Below are 26,998 nucleotides of genomic sequence, written 5' to 3'. Positions count from 1 at the left end.
AGTATGAGTAAATTGATAGTAACCAGATTAGATTATGCGCGGATCAAGAAGAGTGTTAACGATGCTAAGCAGTTGAATACTATAAATAAAGTTGAAGCAGAAAAGTTGTTGAATGAATTGAGTTCAGCCGAGATAGTGGAGCCGGATGCCATTCCTGCCGATGTGGTAACTATGAATTCAATTGTAAAATTGAATTTTTTGAATACCAATAAGGTGGTACAATTTCAAATTGTATATCCCGATAAAGCTAATATCAAGGAAAATAAAATCTCTATTTTTTCGCCCATTGCTACTGCGCTCATTGGCTATAAAGTACAAGATGAAATTGAGTGGGTAGTGCCTGCCGGACTTACTAAAATTAAAATAGAGGAAATAGTGTACCAGCCCGAAGCTGCAGGCGATTACGATTTATAGAAACAAGGTGTGCAGCAAGTGCTTTAAACACCAAGCATACTCACAAACTCTTTAAATTATTTACAAGTGCAGTGTAATTTTGGGCTGCATTATATGCTGTATTCCATGTTTGAAATGCCGCATTGGAATATTGTGTGTAGGTTGCAGAACTCATGCCAATAAAGCGTTTAATTTCTTGTGCTATTAAATCGGCACTTGGTGTAGAAGGTAGTAAGCAGCCGTTTTCGTTGGTTACAATTTCTCCATTGCCGCCCACATTGGTTGCCATGCAAGGCACGCCAAAACTCATGGCTTCCATTATCGAAACAGGCACACCTTCCGATGAACTTACATTGATAAACAAGTGAGGTTTTTCTGCATGGTATGCAGCATATATTTCCACATTTGGAATTCTGCCTCTTAATGTTGCTTTTATGTTGCCGGGTAAGGTGGTAAGCCGGGTTTTAAGTGTTGGCATATCTGTGCCATCGCCAAAATGTATCCACTTAATTTTGTAATCGGTAATTTGGTGAAGCGCATCGGCAATTAAGTGTACTCGTTTTAATGGAATTATATTGGAGCAGCTCATTATTGTAAATTCATTGCCTTTTTGAAGATCCAATTGCTGTTGTCCATTTATGCCCAAGCGCGAAAGAAGAAACTTGTTTTTATCTACTTGCCAGTGCGTAGCGGCATAGTCAATACCATTTTGCGAAATAGAAATTATTTGGCGGAGGTGTTCTGTAATAAATTGCCGAAATGGCAGGTAATTTATAGGGCTTCTTTCAAAATAACTGTCCCAGCCATGTATTCTGGAAACTGCTTTTATAAGTTGTTTCTGGGAAAGTAGTGCCAACCCTAGGGCAGTATCATCGCACCAATAGCTGTAAAAAACTGTGGTGGCGTAGTTAAAGTGTTGTTGTGCTATAAACTGCGCTGTTTTTTCACCCCTTTCTAAGGAAATAAGCATTGTTTTTAAAATGCTTTTGGAGGGTTGCAGTCTATATGCTTTTTCAACCGTTGTTAGTTCTTCTTTTACCAAGGGGTTAAGGTAATTTAGCAAACTTTTCAGCCGTAATTTTACCGTAAAATCAATATCCATTCGCAGCACTTCGCAATTGGGGGGCAGCGCCCTTATGTTAGTGTTTTTTGTATCGGCAGTAATAATTACTACACGATTAAAGCCTTGAGCTAAGTACGTTATTTCTGTTTCTAAAAAGGGTTCGCTGCTACCATACGGAAATGCTGCCGTGAGCAAGACAAGTGTATTGTTCATAAAGGTGTTTGCCCCATCTAAAAAAGTTAGGCTCTTTTAGTGTTCATAGAGGCACGAAATTACATTTAGTTTTTAATCCCGCCTTTACTTTACAACTTTAATTCTAAAAGTAGGAATGGATGTTCTGTGCCAAATTGTGCTGCCGATGAAAATCAAAACAACTTCCATGTATATTTCGTAATAAAATTTATGTACGTTTGAAACCCATTTCTATCTTCAGTTATGAATAATTCTATTGCAGGATACATTCCAATTGTAATGCAGTTTGTGTTTGCCGCTGGCTTTGTAGGGGCAACAATCTTAATTTCGCACTTTATTGGTCCACGCAGGCACTCAAAAGTAAAAGATGCCAATTTTGAATGTGGTGTGGAGCAATTTGGCAATGCAAGAATTCCTTTTTCAATCAAATATTTCTTGGTAGCTATTTTGTTTGTACTGTTCGATGTGGAGGTAATATTCCTCTATCCTTGGGCGGTAAATTTTCGTGAGATGGGAGCAGATGGCATGGTTAAAATGATATTGTTTATGGGCATGCTATTAGTGGGTTTTTATTATATTATTAAGAAAGGCGCTTTAGACTGGGAGTAAATTCTAAGAAGTAAAATATAAAGTAATCATGCCCGCAAAGTGGCTTGCACGATTAAGATAAAATATAGAATATGAGCAATGTAATAATGCCACCGGCAATAAACGGAGAAGGATTTCAACTTACAGTGTTAGACCAAGTAGTGGGGTTAGCGCGCAGTAAAAGTTTGTGGCCGTTGCCTTTTGCTACCTCATGTTGCGGTATAGAATTTATGGCAACTATGGCCTCTACTTACGATTTAGCTCGGTTTGGGAGCGAGCGCCCTTCATTTTCGCCCCGCCAGGCAGATATGCTTTTGGTAATGGGAACCATTGCCAAAAAAATGGGACCTGTGTTAAGACAAGTATATGAACAAATGGCGGAGCCGCGTTGGGTGATTGCCGTTGGCGCTTGCGCTACCAGCGGAGGTGTGTTCGATTCATATTCAGTACTGCAAGGAATAGATAAAATTATTCCGGTAGATGTGTATGTGCCTGGCTGTCCACCACGCCCTGAACAAATTTTAGATGGCGTAATGAAACTGCAAGAGTTGGTAAAAAACGAACCTATGCGCAGAAGAAATTCACCCGAGTATAAGTCGCTTTTAGCAAGCTATGGCATTGTTGTAAATTAAAAACTGTGGATGTATTATGCTTACAAATGAATTAGTTCAACAAAAACTTACCGCTCAATTTGGCGAAGCTATTACCGCCTTCGAAGAACCGTGGGGTATGCTTACTTTTGAAGTAAAAAGTTCCAAAGTGCTGGAAGTAATGCAGTGGCTGCGCGACAACGAAGAAATGGGCTTCACTTTTCTAACAGATGTATGTGGCGCACATTTCCCGGATAATACTGTGGAAAGGCAGTTTGCCACTATTTACCACATGCACAATTGGGTGGCCAATGTGCGCATTCGTTTTAAGGCGTTTTTGCATGGCGAAAATCCCGAAGTGCAAAGCGTTACTTCCCTTTTTAATTCTGCCAATTGGCAAGAACGGGAAACGTATGATTTTTACGGAATAACATTTAAAGGACATCCCGATTTAAAACGCATTTTAAATATGGATGAAATGGTTTCTTTCCCATTGCGAAAAGAATACCCGTTAGAAGATGCCGGAAGAACCGATAAAGACGATAGATATTTCGGAAGAGAACCACAAAAATTAAGTGTAAACTGAATTCGATAAAGAAATGAGCCAGCTGATTAAACCTGCTTCAATTGAAGAAAAATATGCCGAACTCATTCGCCAGCGCGAAAATGAAGACGGCAGCGAATTAAGTATATTAAACCTTGGGCCAACACACCCGGCAACGCATGGAATTTTTCAAAACGTGTTGCTCATGGATGGCGAAAAAATTGTAGATGCCGAGCAAACATTGGGCTACATCCACAGAGCATTCGAAAAAATTGCCGAAAACCGCCCCTTTTACCAAATCAATGTTTTAACCGATAGGTTAAATTATTGTTCTGCACCTATCAACAACTTTGGCTGGTGGATGACGGTAGAAAAACTATTAGGTGTAGAAGTTCCCAAACGCGCACAATATCTCCGTGTAATTATGATGGAATTGGCACGCATTACAGACCATATTATCTGTAATTCCATTTTAGTATTCGATGCGGGGGCATTTACACCGTTCTTATACATATTTCAATACCGCGAAAAAGTATATGAAATATATGAAGAACTTTGTGGTGCACGCCTTACCACCAACATGGGGCGCATTGGAGGTTTAGAGCGCGATTTAAGTGCAACAGGTTTTCGCAAGCTCCGCAAATTCTTAGAAGAATTTAAAGCAGGCTTACAAGAGTTTGAAGAACTGGCACTACGCAACAGAATTTTTATGGATAGAACCATAAATGTTGGCGGCATTAGTGCAGAAAAAGCTATGAGCTATGGTTTTACAGGGCCCAACCTCCGTGCTGCAGGTGTTGATTACGATGTGCGTGTGGCAACACCTTATAGCAGCTATCAAGATTTTAATTTCATTATTCCGGTAGGCAAAAGTGGCGACACCTACGATCGCTTTTGCGTACGCAATGCCGAAATGTGGGAAAGCATAAAAATTATTGAACAAGCATTAGCAGGCTTGCCGGAGGGGCCAATTCATGCCGATGTTCCTGATTATTATTTGCCTCCAAAGGAGCAGGTGTATAACAATATGGAAGCACTCATTTACCATTTTAAAATAGTAATGGGCGAAATTCCTGTACCTAAAGGTGAAGTGTATCACTCAGTAGAAGGCGGCAATGGCGAATTAGGCTTTTATCTTGTTTCGGATGGCAGCAGAGTGCCATACCGCTTACACTTCCGCAGACCAAGTTTTATTTATTACCAAGCATATACCGAAATGATAAAAGGTGCCATGCTGAGCGATGCTATTTTAATTATGAGTTCACTCAATGTTATTGCCGGAGAGTTAGATGCTTAAAGCAAATCATTATTAAATCATAAAACAATACCGTTATGCGTATTTTATTTTATTCAACCATTGCACTATTATTAGCAGTTGCCGCCTGCTCCAAAAAATCAGCTGCACCCACCGCTACTAAAGAAAAAGTGTATAGTGGTACAAACATTTTTGCTAAAAGTTGCGCACGCTGCCATGGTGCAGATGGTGTTAAAGATGAACGCACGCCTAACCTAAAAACAATTCCGCTAGATAAAGCCGGATTGGTAAAAGTTATCAGCTATGGCAAAGGGCACATGCCGGCATTTGCAGATAAATTAAACACACAAGAAATAGAGGCGGTGGCAGATCTTATTTTAAGTTGGCACAAGTAGTGTAAGCCGCACATAGTATATAAAACTCACTCGCATTTAGAATATAATTATTATGGGTTTAAATATTAAATTAAACAAGGAAGTAAAAATTTCCGACAGGCTTCAAGAAAGAATAGAAGCATTAAAAGCACGCTTCCCGGAAGGTAAGCAAAAGAGCGCTCTGCTTACTATTTTACATGAAGTACAAGATGAAAATGAACATTGGCTTTCTGTTGAAGCAATGGATAAAGTAGCAGAAATACTCAATATTAAGCCAATAGAAGTATATGAAGTAGTGAGTTTCTATACCATGTATAATCAGCAGCCTGTGGGCAAGTATTCATTCGAGTTTTGTAGAACCAGTTGTTGTGTATTGCGTGGAGCAGAAGATATGATAGAATATACATGCAAAAAATTAGGTGTAAGCGAAGGAGAGGTTACGCCCGATGGCATGTTTAGTGTAAAAGCTACAGAATGCCTTGGCGCTTGCGGTTATGCTCCTATGATGCAGTTAGGCGATTTTTATCATGAGTTTCTTACCGAAGAAAAAATAGACCAGTTAATTGAAGATTGCCGCGCAGGAAAAATTACCATGCTAAGCAAAGTGTAATGCCGGGCGGTATGTTTTATGCACGAGATTGAACCATACTATTTGTGGCGCAACTATTACATTGCATCCAACGATAAAAACTCACCATTTTATCGAAAACAGTACAATGAGTTTCAGCTAACACAAAAAATCTATAACTATTACATTCATCCACAGTGGGATTTTTTTGGTTCCTCCACCCTCTATTGCAAAGTACTTTTTGCAGACTATACATTCAACTTTGCCATTATTGAACTTATGGGTGAATGGAACGATACGCTGCATAACGACATCATGGAACTCAAACGCGGGCTAATAGATGTTATGATAAAGAATAACATTTTCAAGTTCCTGCTCATTGGCGAAAATGTACTTAATTTCCACGCTTCAGACGATTTGTATTACGAAGAATGGCTCGAAGATATTCGCGATGAAGGCGGTTGGGTAGTAGCACTCAATTTTCGAGAACATGTGGTACATGAAATGCGAATGCAAAAAATTCATTACCACATAGAAATGGGTAACCATTACGAAATAGTTGAATGGCGGAAACATAAGCCGGAACACGTATTTCAAATGGTGGAAGCTATACTCATGAAATCCATAGGTATATAAATGAAGTTAAGTACGCCACACACAACAGGAAAAAGCTATCTTTGAAAAAGCAATGTCTTCATTCAATAAAGTTATTGTATTTACAGTAGTTGTTTTTGCAGTTTGTAGCATACAAAAATTGTTTGCTCAAAACGAACCGCAGTTTACGCACTATATGTTCAACCGTGCCATCTTTAACCCTGCTTATGCAGGCTCGGCAGATGCAATAGAAATAAACGCACTCCACCGCAGTCAATATGTAAATATTGCAGCCACTGCCATCAATACCCAATTCTTTGGAGTTAATCTTCCAATTCATGCTGCAAGTTCAGGCGTTGGTATTTCGGTAGTAAACGACCTGGCCGGAGCATTGCGATCAACCTATGTTTCGTTGCAGTACAATTATCGCAAAAAAATGAAATGGGGAAATATAAGCGCAGGCGTAGGAATAGGGTTGGTGCAAATCGGTTTAGATGGTAAAAAATTACGCGCACCCGATGGTAACTATAATGGGGGTATAAACCATAGTGATGATTACCTGCCAACAAGCCTTCAGCAAGCAGTAGCACCCGATTTTTCAGTCGGTATTTATTTCAATAACAAAAACTGGTTTGCAGGTGTAGCAGTTAACCATATTGCGGCATCTGTTGCTAAATTCCAATCGGGATTAAAATTAAATTATGCACGTAACATACTCGTGAGTGGAGGTTACGATTTTAATGTTTCAAAGAAATTTTCACTCATGCCATCGCTCTTCCTAAAGAGCGATTTTAAAAAAGTGCAAATGGATGTAGCATTGCATGCAACCATTGCACGCAATTTTTTATCCGGCATTTCGTTTAGAGGTTACAATGGAAATTCAATAGATGCTGTTGCCCCATTTGTAGGTTTCACATATAAAGGTTTTAGGTTGGTTTATTCCTATGATATCAATATTTCAACGCTAAAAAGTTTTAATTCCGGCAGCCACGAAGTAAGTGCAGCATATATTATTTCTTACGTTAAGAAAGAGCGCAAACCGTTGATATATCACAATCCGCGCTTCTTATAGGTGTGGATGAAACAGCGTGTCGAAACAAAAAAAAATTCTTAACGTAATATTTTTTTGGGTGAAAATATTTGGAAAAGAGAAAAGTATATATATTTACGCTCTTCAAAAAAGAGCCAAACAAGCAAACAAGAACATGAAAAACTTAAACAGTTTCTTCGGCAAGGCTGCCATAGCAGCAACTCTCTTTGCCGCAGGATGTAGTGGCGGGTACAACGGTCAGTTAATTGGAGAATTAGATAGACCGCGCTGGAATCCGATTACTCCTTACGGAATGGTGTTTGTGCCATCAGGTGTGTTACACATCGGACCTGGCGACCAAGACGTTAATTCTGCGTACAACTCTAAAGCCAAACAAATTTCTGTGGTTGGCTTTTATATGGACGACACAGAAATTACCAACAATGAGTATCGCCAGTTCGTAAACTGGGTGCGCGATTCTGCAGCTCACACGCTTTTAGAGCACACCACCGAGCGCGAAGACGGGAAATCTCAAATTGATTGGAAACAAAAAATTGAATGGAATGGTAAAGAAGCTAACGAACAGTTAGATCAAATTTACTACCCTGAAAACCAAAGAATTTGGGGTCGTAAAGAAATTGATCCAAATAAATTGCACTACGTTTATGAGTGGTACGATTTAAAAGGAGCTTCACTTACTAAAAACCGCGGAAAAGACCGCACTTCATTCATTAAAAAAGAAGCAACTCCAATTTATCCAGATACATTGTGCTGGGTAAGAGACTTTACATACTCTTACAACGAGCCAATGACTCGCCACTATTTTAGCCACCCGGCTTTTGACGACTATCCGGTAGTAGGTGTGGATTGGTATCAAGCAAAAGCTTTCTGCGCATGGAGAACCCGCTTTTGGGAAGATTACAGAAGCGCAAAAGGCGAACCATTGTTAGATGAATTCCGTTTGCCAACCGAATTTGAATGGGAATATGCAGCTCGTGGCGGTAAAAAGAATCAACCTTACCCTTGGGGCGGTCCTTATGTAAGAAACTCAAAAGGCTGTATTTTAGCTAACTTTAAACCTGGACGTGGTAACTATCCTGAGGATGGCGGTTTTTATACCGTTCGTGCCGATGCTTACTGGCCAAACGATTACGGTTTATACAACATGGCAGGCAATGCTGCAGAATGGACTTCATCTGCTTTCTACGAAAACGCATACTCTTTCGTTCATGATTTGAACCCAGATATTCGTTACGATGCAGAAGGTAATGAATCAGAAACATTAAAAAGAAAATCTATTCGTGGAGGTTCTTGGAAAGATATTGGTTACTACATTGAGTGTGGAACACGCCACTGGGAGTATGCCGATTCTGCAAAATCTTACGTTGGCTTCCGTTGTATCACTACCTTCTTAGGTCGCGATATTATGGATGGCAAATAATCTCCCTAATAACCGTTAGTTATTATTGTAAAAAGCTCAATTTTAGTAGGTGTATTTTTAAATTAAAATTCACATAAATCTCTATTTGTTTAACAAAATCAAAAACTAAAAACTTAGAAAAATGGCATCAGGAAAACCGTCAATGTTCGAAACAAAACAAGGAAAAACACTTCTTAACTATGCATACTCAGGTGGTGCTGCGGTAGTTATTGCAGGGGCGCTTTTTAAAATTATGCACTGGCCCGGAGCTAATATTATGCTTATAGCAGGTATGGGTACAGAGGTAATTATCTTTTTAATTTCTGCATTCGAGCCTCAACACGTAGAGAAGCACTATGAGTGGGATAGAGTTTACCCGGAATTAGCACTTAGTGGCGAAACTCCTAAGAAGGGAGAAAAATCTTTAACCCAACAATTAGATAAGGCATTAAGCGATGCAAAGGTAGGTCCTGAACTTATCAATAGCTTAGGAGGTAGTTTAAAATCATTAGCAGACTCTACTGGTAAATTAAATGATCTTACAGACGCTTCTGTTGCCGCAAAAGGATTTGCAGATAGCGCAAAAAATGCTTCTGGAACTATTAACTCTTTTGCACAAGCTGCAGCAACTGCAACCGGTTCTGTTGGTAAAATTGCAGAAGGTGCTGAGTTTACCAAAACATACCAAGAGCAAGTTCAAGCAATGGCTAAAAACCTTTCACAGTTGAATGCTATTTACGAATTAGAATTACAAGATTCTAATAACCACCTTAAAGCAATGAATAAGTTCTTCGGAAACTTAAACTCTGCCGCTGAAGCATTAAGCGGAACTGCTACCGATGCGGTGAAGTACAAAGATGAATTAGGTAAGTTGAATAAAAACTTAGTTTCATTAAATGCAGTTTACGGCAATATGCTTTCTGCAATGAAAGCGCAATAATTGTGTAGAAATTAAGTTGTGAATAGCAGAGAATAATTTTTAATAAAAAACTAAAAACTAAACCAAAAAAATGGCTGGTGGAAAACTAACGCCTAGGCAGAAGATGATTAACATGATGTATCTCGTGTTAACTGCCCTTCTTGCCTTAAACGTTTCAACAGAGGTATTAAACGCATTCCGTTTGGTAAACGATGGTCTTTTAAATTCTAATTCTTCTTTAAAAAGTAAGAACGATGATATCTACGAGGGGTTTCAGAAAAAATTAGAAGAAGACCCGGTTAAAGCAAAGGAATGGTACGACAAAGCTCAGCAGGTAAAAAAAACTGCTGACGACTTAAATAAATTCATTGAAGACAGAAAGCAGGAATTGATTAAGGCTGCAGGTGGAATAGTTCCGGAAACTGGTGAAATTGAACAACGCGACAATATCGATCATGCAACCAGAATGTTTGTAGAAGAAAATGGCAAAAAAGGTAAAGAACTAAAAGCTAAGATAGACAATGCAAGAGCAGAGTTATTAAAATTGAGTTCACCCGATTTGCAAATTCCACTTACAACCGAAAGCAAAGGCAAAAAGGCTGCCAATGAACTTGGTGTAAACGCATGGGAGTTTAAAACATTTAATCACGTTCCGGTTACTGCCGCAGTTACCATTCTTACCAAGTTTCAGAATGACGTTACTGCTTCGGAGGGTGCAGCAATTGAATTCTTAATTAAAAAGATTGGTGCATTAGATTTTAAATTCGATAAACTGGCGGCTGCAGTAATTGCACCTTCAGGATATGTGTTGGAAGGACAACCATATAAATCAGAAATTTTCGTAGCTGCATCTTCTTCAACTCAAAATCCTGAAGTTTTCATTGGGGGTTTAAGTGGATTTGAAAAAGACAAAGACACCGGTGGATGGAAAGAAAAAGAAGTAGAAGACGATAAATTGCCTGCCGGGTTCCAAAAGCTAGATAAAATGGCTGCAGGAAAAGGTCAGTATGAAACAGTTGGGCGTGGTGTAGGTGAGAAAAAATACTCTGGTGCTGTAAGGCTTAAAAACCCTAAAGGTGGCTACACTTTCTATCCATTTGAGGCAGCTTACCAAGTGGGTGCTCGTGCCGTGGTAATTGCTCCAACCAAAATGAATGTACTTTACATTGGAGTAGATAATCCAATGAAAATATCTGTTCCGGGCGTAAGCTCAAACGATATTAGTGCTTCATTCCAAGGCGATGGCGCACTTACCAAAAATGCAGATGGTACTTATACAGCTCGCGTGAAAGCTCCTGGAAAAACAACTATCAATGTTTCTGCTAAAATTGATGGAAAAGTACAGCAAATGGGTGCAGAAGAATTCCGTATAAAAAGAATTCCAGATCCAGTACCAACAGTGGGTGGTACTTTGCGTGGTGGACCAACTGCCGCAGGACACTTGAAAGTTCAATCCGGCTTAGTTGCGTTGTTGGAGAATTTCGATTTTGAAGCCCGCTTTAACGTGGTTAGCTTTACAATGGGTTACCAAAAAGGACCGGATTACTTTGAAGAGAAAGTAAGTGGTCCATTGTTCAGTGCTAAAATCAAAGGTATTTTGCAAGGCTTAAAAGCTAAACAAATCGTTATCTTTGATGATATTAAAGTAGTTGGACCAGATGGTGCTCAACGTAAAATTCCTCAATTGGCATTTAAAATTATCTAATCTCATAATTTGTAGTTTGTTATGAAAACAGTGGCAAAAATGTTTATAGCAGTTGCAGCAATGGGCATCACAACTGCTTTTGCGCAAGAACCCTTAGATGGTGCTTACCAAAAAGTGCTGAATAAGGAGCGCGAAATTATTCCTTACGATTACATCCGTGAAGCCGATGTGTTTTGGAGTAAGCGTATATGGAGAACAATTGATACTCGCGAGAAAATGAATCTTCCGTTTCGTTATCCGCAGATGCCGCTGATTGATATTATTCATACAGCTGCAAAAAATGGAGAAATTACCGTGTACGATCCGGCAGTTGATAATGCAGACCAGTTTAAATTGGTAATGCCTGTTGGCGATGTTTCAAAAATTGGTGCAAGTACAGATACTTCAATGGTGGTGGATCCAATTACATTAGAGGAAAAGCAAGTAGTATCTACTACTGAGTTTAATCCTATGCATGTGGTAAAGTTTCGCTTAAAAGAAGATTGGGTGTTTGATGAGGAAACATCAACTATGATGGTTCGTATCATCGGTATTTGTCCGGTGTCTGAGAAGATTGATCAAAATACACAAACCGTATTGGGGGATCAACCAATGTATTGGGTATATTATCCGGATCTTCGCCCCGTTTTGGCTAAGTACGAAGTATTTAATCCTAAAAACGATGCGGTAACTTTAAGTTGGGAAGACTTGTTTGAGGCACGTAAATTTGCCAGCTACATCTCTAAGGAATCTAACGTTTACGATCGCACAATTGCTGAGTATGCAGCCGGAATTGACGGCTTGTTGGAAAGCGATAAAATCAAAAACGATATCTTTGTTTTTGAGCACGATTTATGGAACTATTAAGATTTTTGATAAGTTATACAGAAGGGTTGCAATTTTGCAGCCCTTTTTTTTGCGCCTTACTATAAAATCACCTACTTTCGCCCCGCTTTTTAAAGCATTAAAAGAAATTTTTGAAATAATCATCTAAATAGAAATTCATGGTAGAAGTTCGTGCTGAAGAAATTTCGGCAATTCTTAGAGAGCAGCTTGGAAACTTTAAATCCGCTGCCGAGTTAGAAGAGGTAGGAACCGTATTGCAAGTGGGCGATGGTATTGCGCGCGTATATGGTTTAACCAATGCAAGAGCGGGCGAATTAGTGCAGTTTGAATGCGGCATTAAGGCAATTGTATTAAACTTGGAAGAAGATAATGTGGGTGTGGTACTCATGGGACCTTCTGAAAAAATTAAGGAAGGTGATACCGTTAGAAGAACAGGAGTAATTGCTTCTATTAAAGCCGGTGAAGGTTTGTTGGGTCGTGTTATTAATACTTTAGGTGAGCCAATAGATGGGAAAGGACCTGTAAATGGAGATTTATATGAAATGCCATTGGAGCGTAAGGCTCCGGGTGTAATTTACCGTCAGCCGGTAAATGAGCCGTTGCAAACAGGGATCAAAGCAATTGATGCTATGATTCCGATTGGGCGCGGACAAAGAGAATTGATAATTGGCGATCGCCAAGTAGGTAAAACTGCAGTGGCTATTGATACAATTATCAATCAAAAAGAGTTCTACGATAAAGGAGAGCCTGTAATTTGTATTTATGTTGCATGTGGGCAGAAAGCATCAACAGTAGCGCAGGTGGTAAAGGTATTGGAAGATAATGGTGCCATGCCATACACCGTAGTAGTAGCCGCTTCTGCGGCCGATCCGGCTCCATTACAGTTCTATGCGCCATTTGCAGGTTGTGCTGTTGGTGAGTATTTTAGAGACACAGGTCGTCCGGCATTGATTGTGTACGATGATTTATCTAAGCAAGCCGTAGCATATCGCGAAGTTTCGTTATTGCTAAAACGCCCTCCGGGACGCGAAGCTTATCCGGGGGATGTATTTTATTTGCATAGCCGTTTGCTAGAGCGTGCCGCAAAAGTAAATGCCAACCAAGATGTGGCATCACAAATGAATGATATTCCGGATAGCATCCGCCATTTAGTAAAAGGTGGAGGGTCTTTAACTGCATTGCCAATTATAGAAACCCAAGCAGGAGATGTTTCTGCTTATATTCCAACCAATGTAATTTCTATTACAGACGGACAAATATTCTTGGAATCAGGATTGTTTAACTCCGGTGTGCGCCCAGCCATCAACGTAGGTATCAGCGTAAGCCGTGTAGGAGGAAATGCTCAAATTAAAGCCATGAAAAAAGTGGCAGGAACATTAAAACTCGATCAAGCTCAGTACCGCGAATTAGAAGCTTTCAGTAAGTTTGGTTCCGATTTAGATGCAGCTACCAAAGCCGTGTTAGATAAAGGGGCAAGAAATGTGGAAATTTTGAAACAACCACAGTTTACACCGTATTCAGTAGATAAGCAAATTGCAATCTTATTTATTGGAACCAAAAACCTAGCAAAGGGAGTTCCGGTAAATAAAATGCGCGAATTTGAGAAAGACTTTATTACACAGTTAGAAACACGCTTCCCTGATGTATTGAAGGCTTGCCGCCAGCCGCTTACCGAAGATGTGGAAAAAACTTTAGCCAAGCTAGCAGAGGAACTAACACTGAACTACAAATAGTATTTTTAGATACTTAATACATAAAAGCCGATTGATTTTTCAATCGGCTTTTTGTTTGTTTGCAAGGTTTGAAATACTACTTTCGGAATTCAATATCAAATAATTATGAATCACTTTGAATGGTCTTGGGATTACGAGGGTAAGAAAGTATATGCACAAGGTTGGGCACCGCCACAATCCAAAGCTGTCGTGTGTATTGTGCACGGCTTTGCAGAGTTTAGCGATCGATATGAACATGTGGCAAAATTCTTGTGCGAAAAAGGGTTTGCCATACTTACTTTCGACCATTTGGGGCATGGGAAAACGGAAGGTAAACGCGGTCATGCAGATAGTTATGACGATTTACTCGATACGGTAAGAAGTATTACACACGAGGCTGGAACACGCTTTCCGGGATTACCTGTTTTCTTATACGGACACAGCTTGGGTGGCAATATTGTTACCAATTTTTTACTACAGCGCCAACCTAAGAATATAAAGGCAGCCGTGGTAACAGGGCCACTTTTTAAATTAGCATTTGAGCCACCGGCAATTAAGGTGTTGTTGGCAAAGCTCATGGTAAATATCTATCCAAAATTTACCGAGAAAACAAACTTAGAAGTAGAAGCAATTTCGCGCGATAAGAACGAAGTGCGAAAATACAAAGAGAATTCCCGAGTACTTAATGTAGTTTCCGCAGGAATGTTTTTGGGGTTCTATAAAGCAGCAAAGTACGCATTGCAGCATGCCAGCGATTTGCGCATTCCATTACTAGTTATGCATGGCACTGCAGATAGAATTACCTCTTACAAAGGCAGCGAGGAGTTTACCAAGAATCACAATGGAGGGTTGGTTACCCTAAAACTGTGGGATGGCTATTACCACGAGCTGCACAACGAACCGGAAGAAGACAGAAAGAAAGTATTGGAATACATAACCGCTTGGTTCGAAAGTTTTCTATAACCAAACATTAAACCTTTTAATTGTTTAGCAGTTAATAAGAAAAACAACACAACACAACATGAAAAAAGTAATTGTATTAGCAATTGGATTGGTGTCTATGTTTACCACCATCCATGCACAGCAAACAGCTGCATTAGCTGCGAAAAAAGAAAAACTCACTACAGAGCAACGTGCACAAAAAAACGTAGATGAGTTAGATAAAATTGTAACGCTTTCTGCCGACCAAAAGGCAAAAGTGAAAGAATTGGCGCTGACTCGTATCGGTAAAGCGGATGCTGTTAGAGGAAAGTATAAAGGCCAAGCCGATAGTAAAGAAACTATAAAGAAGGAATTGGCGCCTGCACGCAGTGAGTATAAACAAGCAGTAAGGGCAATACTTACTCCTGAACAATTAACTAAGTATAAAGAAGCTAAAAAAGCTGCTAAAGCCAATAAAGTTTCGGCATTAGACGGAACCGATTAAACATTCAGTAAACTAGTTATAGCCTACTTTTTTGCAATTAAAAGGTAGGCTTTTTTGTTTTATTAAAATGGTAAATCAACTTTTTCGGCTTCTATAAATTGGTAGGTTCGCTCATCTATTAAATAGCTTATGGGCGAATTGGGAAACTGGTGTATTTTTTCTAAAGTAATGCCCCACGGCCGCCATAGGTTAGCCAGTACTTGTGCAAATACTTCATCTTGCCATGTTGCAAATTGTGGAGGTGTATTTTGTACATCTTCAGGTAGGTTGAAGATTAATTTACCATTGCTTTCGGTAAGCATATAACTAGAATTTTTACGTAGTAGATAGTTGCTGTAAACAAATCTGCCGTACAATTCTTCAAACTGTGCGGGATGTAGTGTGGCGGCACCTATTTTTTCCAAAACATCGTGGTTAAATTGAGCAACTGCGCCATTGTCTTGCAGGCAGGCAATTATGCCAAAGCCGTTCATTCCCAAGCAAAAATTAAGGTCTTGAGTTTCGTCTTTATAGTTCAAAATATCTTTTGAAATATTTACGCTGTAGCACTTCATAGACCATGGCACGAAGCCATTAAATTCTATTGGTGTAACCAGCGATTGCAGCATAAGATGTAAGTTCTTTAACCGCAATTGTAATACATCAGAGATTTGGAAATTTTTTCCTTTGGCTTGGTGTTGGCGAATGGCATACACCAAATCTTGATATAGTACGCCATACAGCACCCTTGCCATCCATTGAAATATGGTGTGCTCCGGCAGTTGTATTACAGCATCATAGCCATGTTCGAAGGCGGTTTGGGTTATGCTATCTAAATGTTTAATAGCGGCAGCCGTTTCCTGCGAAGCAGGCAGCAGCATGTCTTTATACTTCATTCTATTGCCTCCCAGCATGGCAATGCTTGCATCTTGTAAGTGATAGCGCTCTACCAGCCATTCCGGGAAAGCTGCTACTGTATGCTGTTCATCTGTTTCTAATTTCTTTCCGGTTAAAAAGCAAATATTTTGTTGAAATTCTAAGTGCCTGAAGGGATTATAGTATTGAAGTTCCATAAGTAATATTTCAAAAACAGGCAGCTATGTTACAACAGATAATTTAATGAAGCGCTAAATAGTTTGATTTTAAGAGGAAGATTTTATTTTTAAATCGGATAAAAATATCCAATTTATATTTGCAAAACAATGAATAGGTGGAAGCTATGTGTTATGCGCATTTCGGCACTATTCAAACAATTAAAAATTACACAACATGGCAGTAAAACTTGCAAGGCGTTCTTGGGCAGAACCGTACAAAATGAAAATGGTAGAATTGTTGAAAATGACAACCAAGCCCCAGCGGATAAAAGCACTTAAAGAGGCAGGATACAACACTTTTTTACTGAACTCAGAGGATGTGTATATAGATCTGCTTACCGATAGCGGAACCAATTCTATGAGCGATCGCCAATGGAGTGCTTTTATGACCGGAGATGAAGCCTACGCAGGCAGCAAAAGTTACTTTTTGATGGAAAGCGCCATTCAACAGTATTATGGCTATAAGTATGTTATTCCCACACACCAAGGGCGCGGAGCCGAAAATTTACTCTCGCAAATTCTAATTAAGAAAGGCGATATTATTCCTGGTAATATGTATTTTACTACTACGCGTTTACACCAAGAGTTGGCAGGCGGAACATTTGTAGATATTATTATTGATGAAGCGCACGACCCGGTAAACGAATTTCCATTTAAGGGCAATGTGGATATAAACAAACTCGAAGCATTAGTAAAAAAACATGGGGCAAAAAAAATTCCTTATGTGTGTATAGCCACTAATGTAAACATGGCAGGCGGGCAACCCATTAGCATCAAAAATTTGAAAGAACTGCGCCAATACACACGCAAGCACGGTATTCGCATTATACACGATATGACGCGTGTTGCAGAGAATGCGTACTTTATTCAGCAGAGAGAAAGAGGCTATGCCGATAAAACCATTAAAGAAATAGTAAAGGAAATTTGCTCACTTACCGATGGCGCTACCATGAGTGCTAAAAAAGATGCACTGGTAAACATTGGAGGATTTATGGCTACCAACGATTGGGATGTATTTGAAGAAGCAAGAAATTTGGTAGTGGTGTACGAAGGCTTGCATACTTACGGAGGTTTAGCCGGGCGCGATATGGAAGCCATTGCCGTTGGTATAAAAGAGAGCTTAAACGATTATCACCAAAAGGCAAGAGTTGGGCAGGTTGAGTATTTAGGGAAACGTATGGAAGAGTTTGGTATTCCTATTGTGAAACCAATTGGCGGACATGGTATTTTTGTAGATGCCAAAGCCTTTTTGCCACACCTTACACAAGATGAATTTCCGGCACAAACTTTAGCAGCAGAAATATATGCCGATTCGGGAGTAAGAACTATGGAAAGAGGTATTGTTTCGGCAGGGCGAAAGCCAAACGGAGACAACTATTATCCCAAGCTAGAGTTGGTGCGTTTTACAATTCCAAGGCGTGTTTACACACAGGCACACATGGATGTAGTGGCCGAATCTACTGCAATAGTTTTCGATAAAAGGAAGAAAATAAAAGGATTGAAAATGGTATATGAGCCAAAGTATTTGCGTTTCTTCCAAGCACGCTTCGAAAAGATAAAATAGGAAGCATGATTACGCCACAGTTTATTGCACCCAAGCGCATTGCCGTAATTGGCGCATCGGAGAATATTGCCAAGCCGGGAGGCAAAGTGCTTCAAAATTTATTGGAGGGAAAGTTTAGCGGCACACTGTATGCGGTAAACAAAAAGCATATACAAATAGAAGGCATACAGTATGTTTCTGCTATCGAAGATTTACCGGATATAGATTTGGCAATTATAGCCATTCCCGCCAACCAATGTGTAGATGCAGTAGCGCAACTCATAGCCAAAAAAGCTAGGGCTTTTATTGTGTATTCGGCAGGTTTTTCCGAAGCAGGCAGCGAAGGTGCTGCCATAGAAAAGCAATTGGTAGCAATGGTAAACAGCGCAGGGGCAACACTCATTGGCCCTAATTGTATTGGTGTAATAAATGAAACCTATAAAGGTGTATTTACCACACCTGTGCCGCAGTATCACACATTGGGCTGTGAATTGGTTTCGAGTTCCGGAGCTACTGCCGTTTTTATTATGGAATCGGCATTGTTAACGGGCTTAAAGTTTTCAAACGTATATTCTATTGGCAATGCATCGCAAACGGGCGTAGAAGAAATTCTGGAGTATATGGATACCACATTTATTCACGGAAAAAGCCCCGCAATAAAACTGTTATATTTAGAGCATATAAAGAATCCGTTTAAGTTTATTAAGCACGCAACTTCGCTTCGGCAAAAGGGTTGCCGCATAGCAGCAATTAAGTCGGGTTATTCCGAAGCTGGTGGGCGCGCGGCATCTTCGCATACCGGAGCTTTGGCTACTTCCGATACGGTAATTAGAGCTTTGTTTAAGAAGTGTGGTATAGTATATTGCAGCAGCCGCGATGAATTGATTGCGGTTGCCAGCGTTTTTCAAACCAAAGAGTTAAAAGGGAAGAACATTGCCATTATTACACATGCCGGAGGTTCGGCAGTAATGCTTACCGATGCGCTTACATCTAACGGAATGAATGTGCCACCATTAAGTGCCAATGATACTAGAGAGTTGCTTGGCAAACTAAATCCGGGTTCTTCGGTTGGTAATCCAATAGATTTTTTGGCCACCGGCACGGCAGCACAACTGGGTACCATAATTGATTTTTGTGAACACCATCATGCAATAGACGGAATGGTAGTGGTGTTTGGCAGCCCCGGCTTGTTTAATGTAAAAGATGTGTATGAAGTGTTGGATGCCAAAATAAATTCTTGCACCAAACCTATTTTTCCGGTATTGCCTTCGCTTATGAATGCAGCTAAGGAAATCAAACATTTTTTATCGAAAGGAAGGGTGAATTTTCCAGATGAAGTAAATCTTGGAAAAGCATTGGCACAGGTGTATAAAACAACATTAAATGAGTTTGAAAGGGCAATGATGCCGGCAATGGATATTGTAGCTGTTCGCTCTATTGTAAACGCTGCTCCGGCAGGCTTTTTAAAACCTGAAATGTGCCGCGAATTATTAGATGCAGCGGGTATAACTGCTGCAAGACAGTTAGAGGTGTCTTCTACGGCAGCTATTGCCGCCATTAGGGAAAATATGGCATTTCCTGTTGTAATGAAAGTGGTTGGTCCTATTCATAAAACAGAGGTGGGAGGTGTGCTTTTGGGCATTGAAAATGAGGCACAAGCTGTTGAGGCTTTTAACCAACTTATGCGTATTAAGAATGCCACAAGTGTATTGATTCAAGAAATGGTAGTAGGCGAAGAACTTTATTGCGGAGCAGTAAAGCAGGGTGGCTTTGGGCATGTGGTATTATGTGGTTTGGGAGGTGTGTTTCTTGAATTGCTAAACGATACAGCTTCGGCATTAGCACCCATGAGTAGGCAGGAAGTAATGGGTATGATAACATCATTAAAAGGCTATGCTCTTATAGAAGGTTACAGAAGCAAAAAGGGTTTGGATAAAGAAAAATTTATAGATGTAATTATGCGTGTGGGAGCTTTAGTTCATATTGCTCCGGAGATAGCAGAAATAGACTTAAATCCTATAAAGGCAACTGAAAACAGCATGGTTGTAGTAGATGTAAGAATATGTATAGAAAAGTAAAGAGGTGCTGGGTTATACGAACTTTAATTGTACTGCTTGCTTAATAAGTGCGGCCGTATTTTTAGCTTGAAATTTTTCTAATAGATGCCTGCGGTGCGTGTCAATAGTAGCAGCGCTTACAAAGAGTTTTTTTGCCATTTCGGCATTGGTACAACCTTCGGCAATGAGTTGAAGTACTTCTATTTCTTTGCGTGTTAAGGTAGGCAGCGCATCGTTGGTATTGTTTCGTTTTACAGCCTCGGAGGCTTCTATGCTCAAGAACTGTTTACCATTTAAAACAGCAGCAATGGCTTGCAGAATTTCTTGCTTGCCTGCATTCTTAAGCAAATAGCCCGCAGCGCCACTTTCTATCATTTTAGAAATGTAGCTTAGTTGATTAAAAGTGCTTAGCCCAATAATGTGAATGGCAGGATATTTTTGTACTACTTCTTTGCAAAGCTCAAGACCGCTTTTATCGGGCAGGTTGATATCCATAAAAAGGATATCGGGTTGCTGGTGGCGTAAAAAAACAAGGCAAGATTCGGCATTAAATGCGTGCCCTATCCATTCAATATCGGGTTCGTTTTGGAGGATGGTTTTTATGCCTTCTATTACCATAAAGTGGTCATCTACTGCAAAAACTTTAGCCTTCATTTTTATTGGTTTTATTGAAGTTTAGAAGTGGTGGTTGTCTTGTTCCAGTAGAAAATCAATTACTACGGAGGTTCCTTTTCCGGCATCGGTTTGCAGGGTGATGGTTCCTTTGTGGTAAGCCACGCGCGATTGAATGCTCTTCCAACCTACACCGGGCGCAGTTTCTAATTGCTGGTGGTTTATTCCTTTTCCATTATCTTCTACGGTAAGTTGAATTTGGTTGTTGGCAATAGAAATTTGTACGATTACTTTGCTGGCTTCGGCATGTTTAACGATGTTGTTTAGCAACTCTTGCGTAATGCGATAAATAGAAACCGAAAGTGCTTGTTCTACAGTTACTTCCTTTAGTCCGAAAGATTGGTAAACCACCCTTAGCATACCTTTAGCATTCATTTCGTTGCAATAGTCTGAAAGGGCATCGTTTAACCCAAATTTTAAGAGCGATTCGGGCATAAGGTTTTGTGCTACGCGCCTCATTTCTTTAATAGAGTTATCGAGCAAATGCATACTGTGTTCAAATGCGTGTGCATTGTTTGGCGTGAGTATTTGGTTTTCCTTTATATCGTTTAAAGAAAATTTTATTCCGGAAAGCATGCCGCCTAAGCCATCGTGCAGGTCTTTTGCTAAGCGTCCGCGCTCTTGTTCTTCACCTTTTAGAACAGCTTCGGTGGCAGCTAATTTTTTTTCTGTTTCGAGTTCGGAGATGCGTTTTTGTTGTAAGTGCTGTCGTTGTTTGTAGTTGCGAAAGAATAGCCACAAAGTGAGCAGTAGGGCTGCTATAACTCCTACCAATAAGTAGGTGATAATGTTTTTGTGTTGTAGTTGTATTTGTTGCAAATTAATGAGTGCTTCTTTTTTTTGTGTTTCGTATTTTTTTTCTAGCTCTGAAGATTGCTTAGAAAGCACTCCTTGAATGTATGTTGTTTGAAATTGCTGACATTCTTGCTCTAATTGAATTCCTTTTTTGGTGTCTCCGGTGGCAAATGCAATGTTGGCAAGTGTTCGCTTGTTGGCAAAAATGTTTTCGTTATCGTGCTGTGCTTGGTTAATAGCCAATGCGGCTTCTGCATATTCTTTTGCCAAAGTGTAATTTTGGGTTTGTAGGTAACAGTTGGAAAGAATTTTTAAAGCGGTTGCTTCGTTGGATTTATCACCAATTTTTTTTGACAAGATCATACACTTTTCGGCATTGCTTTTGGCAAGTTCAACCTTATTGGTTAAGAGGTAGATTTTGGCAAGTGTACTGTAGCCGTAGGATTCAAATCTTTCGTTCTCTATTTGTTTGCAAATGGCAATAAATTGCAAACTGTATTCTAGGGCTTTGCTATAGTCTTTGGTTTCTGTGTAGATTTCTGCAATGTTGATGAGAGTAAGGGCTTGGCGTTGTGGCAAGTTCATTTTGTGCGATAACTCCAGTGCTTTATTTCCATATTCCAATGCTTTAGAGAATTCTTCTCTTCCTACATAAATTCTTAGTAGCAGGTTGTAGGTGTCTTCTTTTAAAAGATCGTTGTTAGAATTTTCAATAATGGCTAGCCCTTTTAATGCCGTGGAAAGTGCATTTTCCTTATCGTTTAAATCGTTGTACGACTCAGCTAAATTAGCATAGGCAATGCCCATGTAAATGGTGTCGTTGTATTCTTTAGCATGGAGGAGTGTGGTTTTATTGCAGGCAAATACAGAGTCCACATTTCCTTCTGCTTGGAATAAACCGGCTCTTTCTACAGAGCCTTTTAAAATGCCTCTCTTAAAAGCTATTTTTTTGCTGAGGGCGTAACCTTCATTGATATACTCAGATGCTTGCTTAATGTTTACATCGCGTAGAGCATAGCCAATGCGCAGTAGTAGCCAGGCTTTGGCGGTATCGTGTTTTATGCCGGGTAATACTTGCAATAAACTATCGGCAACTTGCTGCTGTGCAGTGAGCCGTTGTGCGCTCCAGATAAGGAGTAGGAAGAATAGATATTTTTTCATGCCATTAAGTGGATTCCAAAAGTAGTTACTGTGGTGGGAGTTTTATATCCACTTTTTACATGATTTTTTATAGTGAAGCATAAGTAGATACTGCATTTTATAAAATATCATGTTTTTACGTGATTGAATGATTTTTCTTAACGATACACTTTTGCAGTGTTAAAGATTTTTAGATAAAACAAAATTTAATCACTTAAACGTATCGCCATGAAAAAGTATTTATTTATTCCTCTAATGGCTTGCGCCATTTTAGCAGGTTGCAAGAATGATGAAAACAATCTTACGCCTTTGGCAACCGTAACAACAAGTAATCCGATAAAAGTAAACGACTCTACTTATACTTGCGGAGGTGCTGTTTCCAGCGAAGGTGGCAGTGCTGTTACCGATCGCGGAGTAGTAGTTGGATTAGACCCTAATCCCGAAGTTGGCAATGCTTCTACCAATAAAATAGCAATTGGTAACGGAAGTGGTATATTTTCTACCGATATTGCTCCATTTCAAAAAGGGTATACTTACCATCTTAGAGCGTATGCTATTAACAGTAGCGGTACTGCTTATGGTAGCGATGTAACCATAACACCCGGTGGTACTACTAGTGGCTCTTGCGATACCGTAGATATTAATAGCGATATTAAAGTAGCTACTACTTGGAAGGCAGGAAAAGTATATATGGTACGTACTTGGGTAGATGTAAATGCTCCTTTAGTAATAGAAGCCGGAGCAATTGTTAAGTTCAGAGATGGAAATTGCGGCATGGAAATTTATGCTAAAACCACTGCCAATGGAACGGCAAGCAACCCAATTATTTTTACCTCATATAAAGACGATTCTTATTGTGGCGATAATAATGGCGATGGCACTGCAACTTCTGCCAGTAAGGGCGATTGGGGGCATATTACCATGAGAGGAGATCAGCATGGTTCGAGTTTCCAGTATTGTAAGTTTTTGTATGGTGGCGGGCAAGGTGGCAAAGTAGTTGTAGCAAACGTAGGAACCGGCAATATTCACGATTTTACTTTTGACCACTGCACCTTTGCACACACTTATGGAAGTGGCTCTCCTAACCAGGCAGCATTTGATGGTGGCGACACAAAGGACCCATCAGTAAGTGTTATCACTAATTGTGCTTTTTATGATAATGCTGTTCCTATTTACATTAACAGCTTCTATTCCATAGACCCAAGCAATATTTACCACAACCCCGATAATCCAAGTGAAACCAACAAATACAATGGTATTTATGTTTACTCAGGTGGATTGGCAGGAAAAGCTGTTCCTTACAATGAAGATGAAGTACCTTATGTATTGTTGCAAGGATTGGCAGCCGGTGGTTCAGGGCAGTTGTTTAGTGTTGGACCAAATGTAATTATTAAAATACCTGCTGGCAGTGGTGAAGAAATTTCAGGATATACTGCTAATTTTTCCATAGACCCGACTGCGGTTTTTACTTCACTTAGGGATGATGCACATGGTGGCGATACCAATGGTGATGGCAATCTCTCATCTCCAGCAGCAGGCGATTGGAAGGGTGTTAATATAGGAGGCACTTGGTACACAACCAATGTGTTCTATAGCCTACATTAGTTGAGTTAAGTAGAAAAGAAAACTCTACATAGTAGATTAATAATACAAAGGGCTGTGCAGTAATATACTGCATAGCCCTTTTTGTAGGTGCGTGTTATGGGTTTTTAGCTATGCTTCTTCAAATAATCGCGCAAGACATACTGTAAAATACCTTGGTTTTTATAGTATTCGATTTCGATAGCCGAATCCAATCTAGCCTCAACTTGGAAGTTGATTTCTTTGCCCGAAGCATGCACTGCTTTTACATTCAACAGTTTGTGTGGCGTAAGGTTGTTTTCCAGTCCGCTGATGGTAAATACTTCGGTGCCATCCAACCCGAGGCTTGCGGCATTTTGACCATTGATGAATACCAAAGGCGCCACACCCATGCCCACCAAATTGCTACGGTGTATGCGTTCAAAACTTTCAGCAATTACCGCCTTCACACCTAATAAATAGGTTCCTTTGGCAGCCCAGTCGCGCGATGAACCGGAGCCATATTCTTTTCCTGCCAAAATAATGAGTGGTGTTTTATCTTTTTGATATTGCATGGCTACATCAAACACCGTGTTTACTGTATCGGTTGGAAAATAGCGACTATAGCCACCTTCCTTATCGGCAATTTTATTTTTGATACGCACATTGGCAAATGTGCCCCGCATCATTACTTCATGGTTTCCTCTACGCGAGCCATAGGAGTTAAAATCTTCTTTAGAAATTCCATGAGCAATCAAGTAACTGCCTGCGGCTGAATTTTCTTTAAACGAACCTGCGGGTGAAATGTGATCGGTAGTAACCGAATCGCCCAAATAGAGCAATACACGCGCTCCTGCGATATCGGTACAAGGCTCAGGTGTTGCTTTTAAGTTTTCAAAGAAAGGCGCTTCTTTGATATAGGTTGAAGAAGGATTCCATTCAAAATTTTGATCGAGGTTAACTTCCAATTGCTGCCAATCGGTAGAGCCATCAAAGATTACATCATACACTTCTTCAAAATCGCCTTGCTTCATGCAATCGTTGATGGTGTTTTGTATTTCCTCACGACTTGGCCAAATATCTTTTAAATACACGGGTTCACCATTGGGGTCATAATCAATGGGATCGTTGATTAGATCCAAATCCACACGTCCGGCAAGCGCATACGCCACTACCAACATGGGCGACATCAAGAAGTTCATTTTTACTTGCGGATGCACGCGAGCTTCGAAGTTTCTATTGCCCGAGAGTACCGAAGCAACAACCAACTCGCCTTTGTCCACTGCCATTGCTATGGCTGGAGGCAATGGTCCTGAGTTACCGATGCATGAGGTGCAACCATAGCCCACGGTATGAAATCGCAGTGCTTCCAAATCGGTATTCAATCCCGAACGTTCCAAGTATTTTGTTACCACTTTGGAGCCCGGAGCCAGTGAAGTTTTTACCCATGATTTGGTACGCAATCCTTTTTCGATGGCATTGCGTGCGAGCAATCCTGCACCCACCATCACGGCAGGGTTAGAAGTATTGGTGCAACTGGTAATAGCTGCAATTACAATGCTTCCATCGCTGAGTACATATTCCTTGTTGGCTTGTTTTATGCGCACGGAGTGGTGTTTATCATCCACAACTACTTCCGATTGCGCTTCGCCATGCAAGGGTACTTTTCCAAATATAAATTCGGTACCTGAACCGCCTTCTTTGAGCCATGCCGATTCCGAACGTTCCTCCTTGGGTTGATAATCGCGGCTGAATTCTTTTTTCAATACTTCTTTAAATGTATTGCCCAAATCTTTTACAAAGATTTTATCCTGTGGTCGTTTTGGGCCGCTCACGGTTGGTTCCAACGAGTTCAAGTCCAGCTCCACCACGGTTGAGTATTGGATGTTTTCTTTACCTGTGCGCCACAGCATATTTTCTTTGCAGTAAGCTTCTACCAATTGAATTTGTGCCTCGGAGCGGTTGGTGGATCGCATATACTCCAAAGTGCGATTATCGATGGGGAAATAAGTAACGGTGCATCCAAACTCGGGAGACATATTGGCAATGGTTGCGCGATCAGTAACTGTAAGGTTATCCAATCCATCGCCAAATACTTCAACGAATTTGCCAACCACACCTGTGTTGCGCAATAGTCGGGTAATGGTGAGAACCATATCTGTAGCTGTGCAGTGATCGGGAATTTTTCCGGTAAGTTTGAGTCCCACCACTTCAGGACAAGTGAAGAAAATGGGTTGCCCCAACATGGCTGCTTCGGCTTCGATGCCGCCAACACCCCAAGCAATCACACCTATGCCGTTTACCATCGGTGTGTGCGAGTCGGTGCCAACCAAGGTATCAGGAAACAACCAGCCATGGCGCTCGGTGATGCCTTTTGCCAAGTACTCCAAGTTTACTTGGTGGCAAATGCCCATGCCCGGAGGCACTACGGTGAAGTTGCTCAATCCTTTTTGTGCCCATTTGAGCAATTCGTATCGCTCTTTATTGCGTTCAAATTCCAGTTCTACGTTTTTATTGTACGAATAATCGGTGCCGTAATAATCTACTTGCACGGAATGGTCTATCACCAAATCCACCGGAATGGCGGGATTGATTTTTTGCCCATCCTTTCCGTGGCGCACAAATTCTGCGCGGAGCGATGCCATATCTACAACAGCCGGAACGCCCGTGAAATCTTGCATAAGAATACGAGCCGGCATAAAGGGAATATCCTTATCTACCGCTTGAGGTGTCCAATGTAGGAGCGTATCAATGTGTTCATCGGTAATGCTGAATCCATCGTAATTGCGCAATACATTTTCTAATAAAATGCGAATGCTGAATGGCAGATGGTCAGTTTTTTTTCCATTCAAATCGTTGAGCGAACTATAAGAATAATTCTTGCCTTGCACAGAAATTTCTTTGGTTGCCTTTGAGTAGTTCATATCCAAAAATTTTAAGCGAAGAAATGAGAGCCGAAG

24 protein-coding genes are annotated in these 26,998 nt (G+C 40.3%); 19 read left to right on the top strand and 5 right to left on the bottom strand.

Annotated features, from left to right (window positions below):
• The first annotated feature begins 3 nt into the window (after nt 1-3).
• Nucleotides 4-414, top strand: coding sequence for a nucleoside diphosphate kinase regulator (rnk, locus tag KF872_08285; protein ID MBX2903543.1), 411 nt, complete (start codon nt 4-6; stop codon nt 412-414).
• 40 nt (nt 415-454) lie between these two features.
• On the opposite strand, the gene KF872_08280 is transcribed toward rnk, so the two are convergent.
• Nucleotides 455-1,669 (bottom strand): glycosyltransferase, encoded by a 1,215-nt coding sequence (locus KF872_08280; protein MBX2903542.1) that lies wholly within the window; start codon nt 1,667-1,669, stop codon nt 455-457.
• 222 nt (nt 1,670-1,891) lie between these two features.
• Here KF872_08280 and KF872_08275 point away from each other — a divergent pair, with 222 nt between their 5' ends.
• The 15 genes from KF872_08275 (at nt 1,892) to KF872_08205 (ending at nt 15,198) form a co-directional block, all read left to right on the top strand.
• The gene (locus KF872_08275; GenBank protein ID MBX2903541.1) at nt 1,892-2,257 is read left to right on the top strand and encodes an NADH-quinone oxidoreductase subunit A; all 366 of its coding nucleotides are present in this window, start codon (nt 1,892-1,894) and stop codon (nt 2,255-2,257) included.
• Nucleotides 2,258-2,328: 71 nt separating this feature from the next.
• Nucleotides 2,329-2,868 carry an NADH-quinone oxidoreductase subunit B gene (locus KF872_08270; protein ID MBX2903540.1) on the top strand — a complete coding sequence of 180 codons (540 nt, stop codon included), beginning with the start codon at nt 2,329-2,331 and terminating at the stop codon, nt 2,866-2,868.
• Between the two features lie 13 nt (nt 2,869-2,881).
• Nucleotides 2,882-3,412 (top strand): NADH-quinone oxidoreductase subunit C, encoded by a 531-nt coding sequence (locus KF872_08265; GenBank protein ID MBX2903539.1) that lies wholly within the window; start codon nt 2,882-2,884, stop codon nt 3,410-3,412.
• 13 nt (nt 3,413-3,425) lie between these two features.
• Nucleotides 3,426-4,667, top strand: a complete 1,242-nt coding sequence (gene nuoD / locus KF872_08260; GenBank protein ID MBX2903538.1) for an NADH dehydrogenase (quinone) subunit D — start codon at nt 3,426-3,428, stop codon at nt 4,665-4,667.
• A 35-nt stretch (nt 4,668-4,702) separates the two neighbouring features.
• Nucleotides 4,703-5,020 (top strand): cytochrome c, encoded by a 318-nt coding sequence (locus KF872_08255; GenBank protein ID MBX2903537.1) that lies wholly within the window; start codon nt 4,703-4,705, stop codon nt 5,018-5,020.
• A gap of 52 nt (nt 5,021-5,072) precedes the next feature.
• Nucleotides 5,073-5,609 (top strand): NAD(P)H-dependent oxidoreductase subunit E, encoded by a 537-nt coding sequence (locus KF872_08250; GenBank protein ID MBX2903536.1) that lies wholly within the window; start codon nt 5,073-5,075, stop codon nt 5,607-5,609.
• Nucleotides 5,610-5,627: 18 nt separating this feature from the next.
• Entirely contained in the window at nt 5,628-6,203 is a 576-nt protein-coding gene (locus KF872_08245) for a hypothetical protein (GenBank protein MBX2903535.1), read from the top strand.
• Nucleotides 6,204-6,255: 52 nt separating this feature from the next.
• Nucleotides 6,256-7,233: a PorP/SprF family type IX secretion system membrane protein gene (locus tag KF872_08240; protein ID MBX2903534.1), complete on the top strand. Its 978-nt coding sequence runs from the start codon at nt 6,256-6,258 to the stop codon at nt 7,231-7,233.
• A gap of 133 nt (nt 7,234-7,366) precedes the next feature.
• Entirely contained in the window at nt 7,367-8,632 is a 1,266-nt protein-coding gene (locus KF872_08235) for an SUMF1/EgtB/PvdO family nonheme iron enzyme (protein ID MBX2903533.1), read from the top strand.
• Nucleotides 8,633-8,753: 121 nt separating this feature from the next.
• Nucleotides 8,754-9,551 carry a gliding motility protein GldL gene (gene gldL / locus KF872_08230; GenBank protein ID MBX2903532.1) on the top strand — a complete coding sequence of 266 codons (798 nt, stop codon included), beginning with the start codon at nt 8,754-8,756 and terminating at the stop codon, nt 9,549-9,551.
• Between the two features lie 70 nt (nt 9,552-9,621).
• Nucleotides 9,622-11,235 carry a gliding motility protein GldM gene (gene gldM, locus KF872_08225; GenBank protein ID MBX2903531.1) on the top strand — a complete coding sequence of 538 codons (1,614 nt, stop codon included), beginning with the start codon at nt 9,622-9,624 and terminating at the stop codon, nt 11,233-11,235.
• A gap of 21 nt (nt 11,236-11,256) precedes the next feature.
• Nucleotides 11,257-12,081 (top strand): gliding motility protein GldN, encoded by an 825-nt coding sequence (gldN, locus tag KF872_08220; GenBank protein MBX2903530.1) that lies wholly within the window; start codon nt 11,257-11,259, stop codon nt 12,079-12,081.
• A gap of 137 nt (nt 12,082-12,218) precedes the next feature.
• Entirely contained in the window at nt 12,219-13,793 is a 1,575-nt protein-coding gene (gene atpA / locus KF872_08215) for a F0F1 ATP synthase subunit alpha (protein ID MBX2903529.1), read from the top strand.
• 105 nt (nt 13,794-13,898) lie between these two features.
• Nucleotides 13,899-14,735: a lysophospholipase gene (locus tag KF872_08210; protein MBX2903528.1), complete on the top strand. Its 837-nt coding sequence runs from the start codon at nt 13,899-13,901 to the stop codon at nt 14,733-14,735.
• Nucleotides 14,736-14,793: 58 nt separating this feature from the next.
• On the top strand, nt 14,794-15,198 hold the full coding sequence (locus tag KF872_08205; protein MBX2903527.1) for a hypothetical protein: 405 nt from the start codon (nt 14,794-14,796) through the stop codon (nt 15,196-15,198).
• A 62-nt stretch (nt 15,199-15,260) separates the two neighbouring features.
• Here the strand turns inward: KF872_08205 and KF872_08200 are convergent, their stop codons facing one another.
• Nucleotides 15,261-16,250, bottom strand: coding sequence for a hypothetical protein (locus KF872_08200; GenBank protein ID MBX2903526.1), 990 nt, complete (start codon nt 16,248-16,250; stop codon nt 15,261-15,263).
• A gap of 196 nt (nt 16,251-16,446) precedes the next feature.
• Here KF872_08200 and KF872_08195 point away from each other — a divergent pair, with 196 nt between their 5' ends.
• Nucleotides 16,447-17,835 (top strand): tyrosine phenol-lyase, encoded by a 1,389-nt coding sequence (locus KF872_08195; protein ID MBX2903525.1) that lies wholly within the window; start codon nt 16,447-16,449, stop codon nt 17,833-17,835.
• Nucleotides 17,836-17,840: 5 nt separating this feature from the next.
• Nucleotides 17,841-19,892 (top strand): acetate--CoA ligase family protein, encoded by a 2,052-nt coding sequence (locus KF872_08190; protein ID MBX2903524.1) that lies wholly within the window; start codon nt 17,841-17,843, stop codon nt 19,890-19,892.
• Between the two features lie 12 nt (nt 19,893-19,904).
• On the opposite strand, the gene KF872_08185 is transcribed toward KF872_08190, so the two are convergent.
• Together KF872_08185 and KF872_08180 are read right to left on the bottom strand one after the other, a co-directional pair.
• Nucleotides 19,905-20,525: a response regulator transcription factor gene (locus tag KF872_08185; protein ID MBX2903523.1), complete on the bottom strand. Its 621-nt coding sequence runs from the start codon at nt 20,523-20,525 to the stop codon at nt 19,905-19,907.
• 21 nt (nt 20,526-20,546) lie between these two features.
• Nucleotides 20,547-22,499: a hypothetical protein gene (locus KF872_08180; GenBank protein MBX2903522.1), complete on the bottom strand. Its 1,953-nt coding sequence runs from the start codon at nt 22,497-22,499 to the stop codon at nt 20,547-20,549.
• A gap of 207 nt (nt 22,500-22,706) precedes the next feature.
• On the opposite strand from KF872_08180, the gene KF872_08175 reads away from it, so the two are divergent.
• A complete protein-coding gene (locus KF872_08175; GenBank protein MBX2903521.1) occupies nt 22,707-24,083 on the top strand; it encodes a hypothetical protein in 1,377 nt (458 codons plus the stop codon).
• A gap of 104 nt (nt 24,084-24,187) precedes the next feature.
• Here KF872_08175 and KF872_08170 read toward each other — a convergent pair whose 3' ends face one another.
• Nucleotides 24,188-26,962 (bottom strand): aconitate hydratase, encoded by a 2,775-nt coding sequence (locus KF872_08170; protein MBX2903520.1) that lies wholly within the window; start codon nt 26,960-26,962, stop codon nt 24,188-24,190.
• Nucleotides 26,963-26,998 lie beyond the last annotated feature (36 nt).

Source organism: Chitinophagales bacterium, assembly GCA_019638515.1.
Classification (GTDB): domain Bacteria; phylum Bacteroidota; class Bacteroidia; order Chitinophagales; family LD1; genus UBA7692.
The sequence above is the reverse complement of the archived record's forward strand: the minus strand, read 5'-3'. Positions and strand labels throughout refer to the sequence as shown.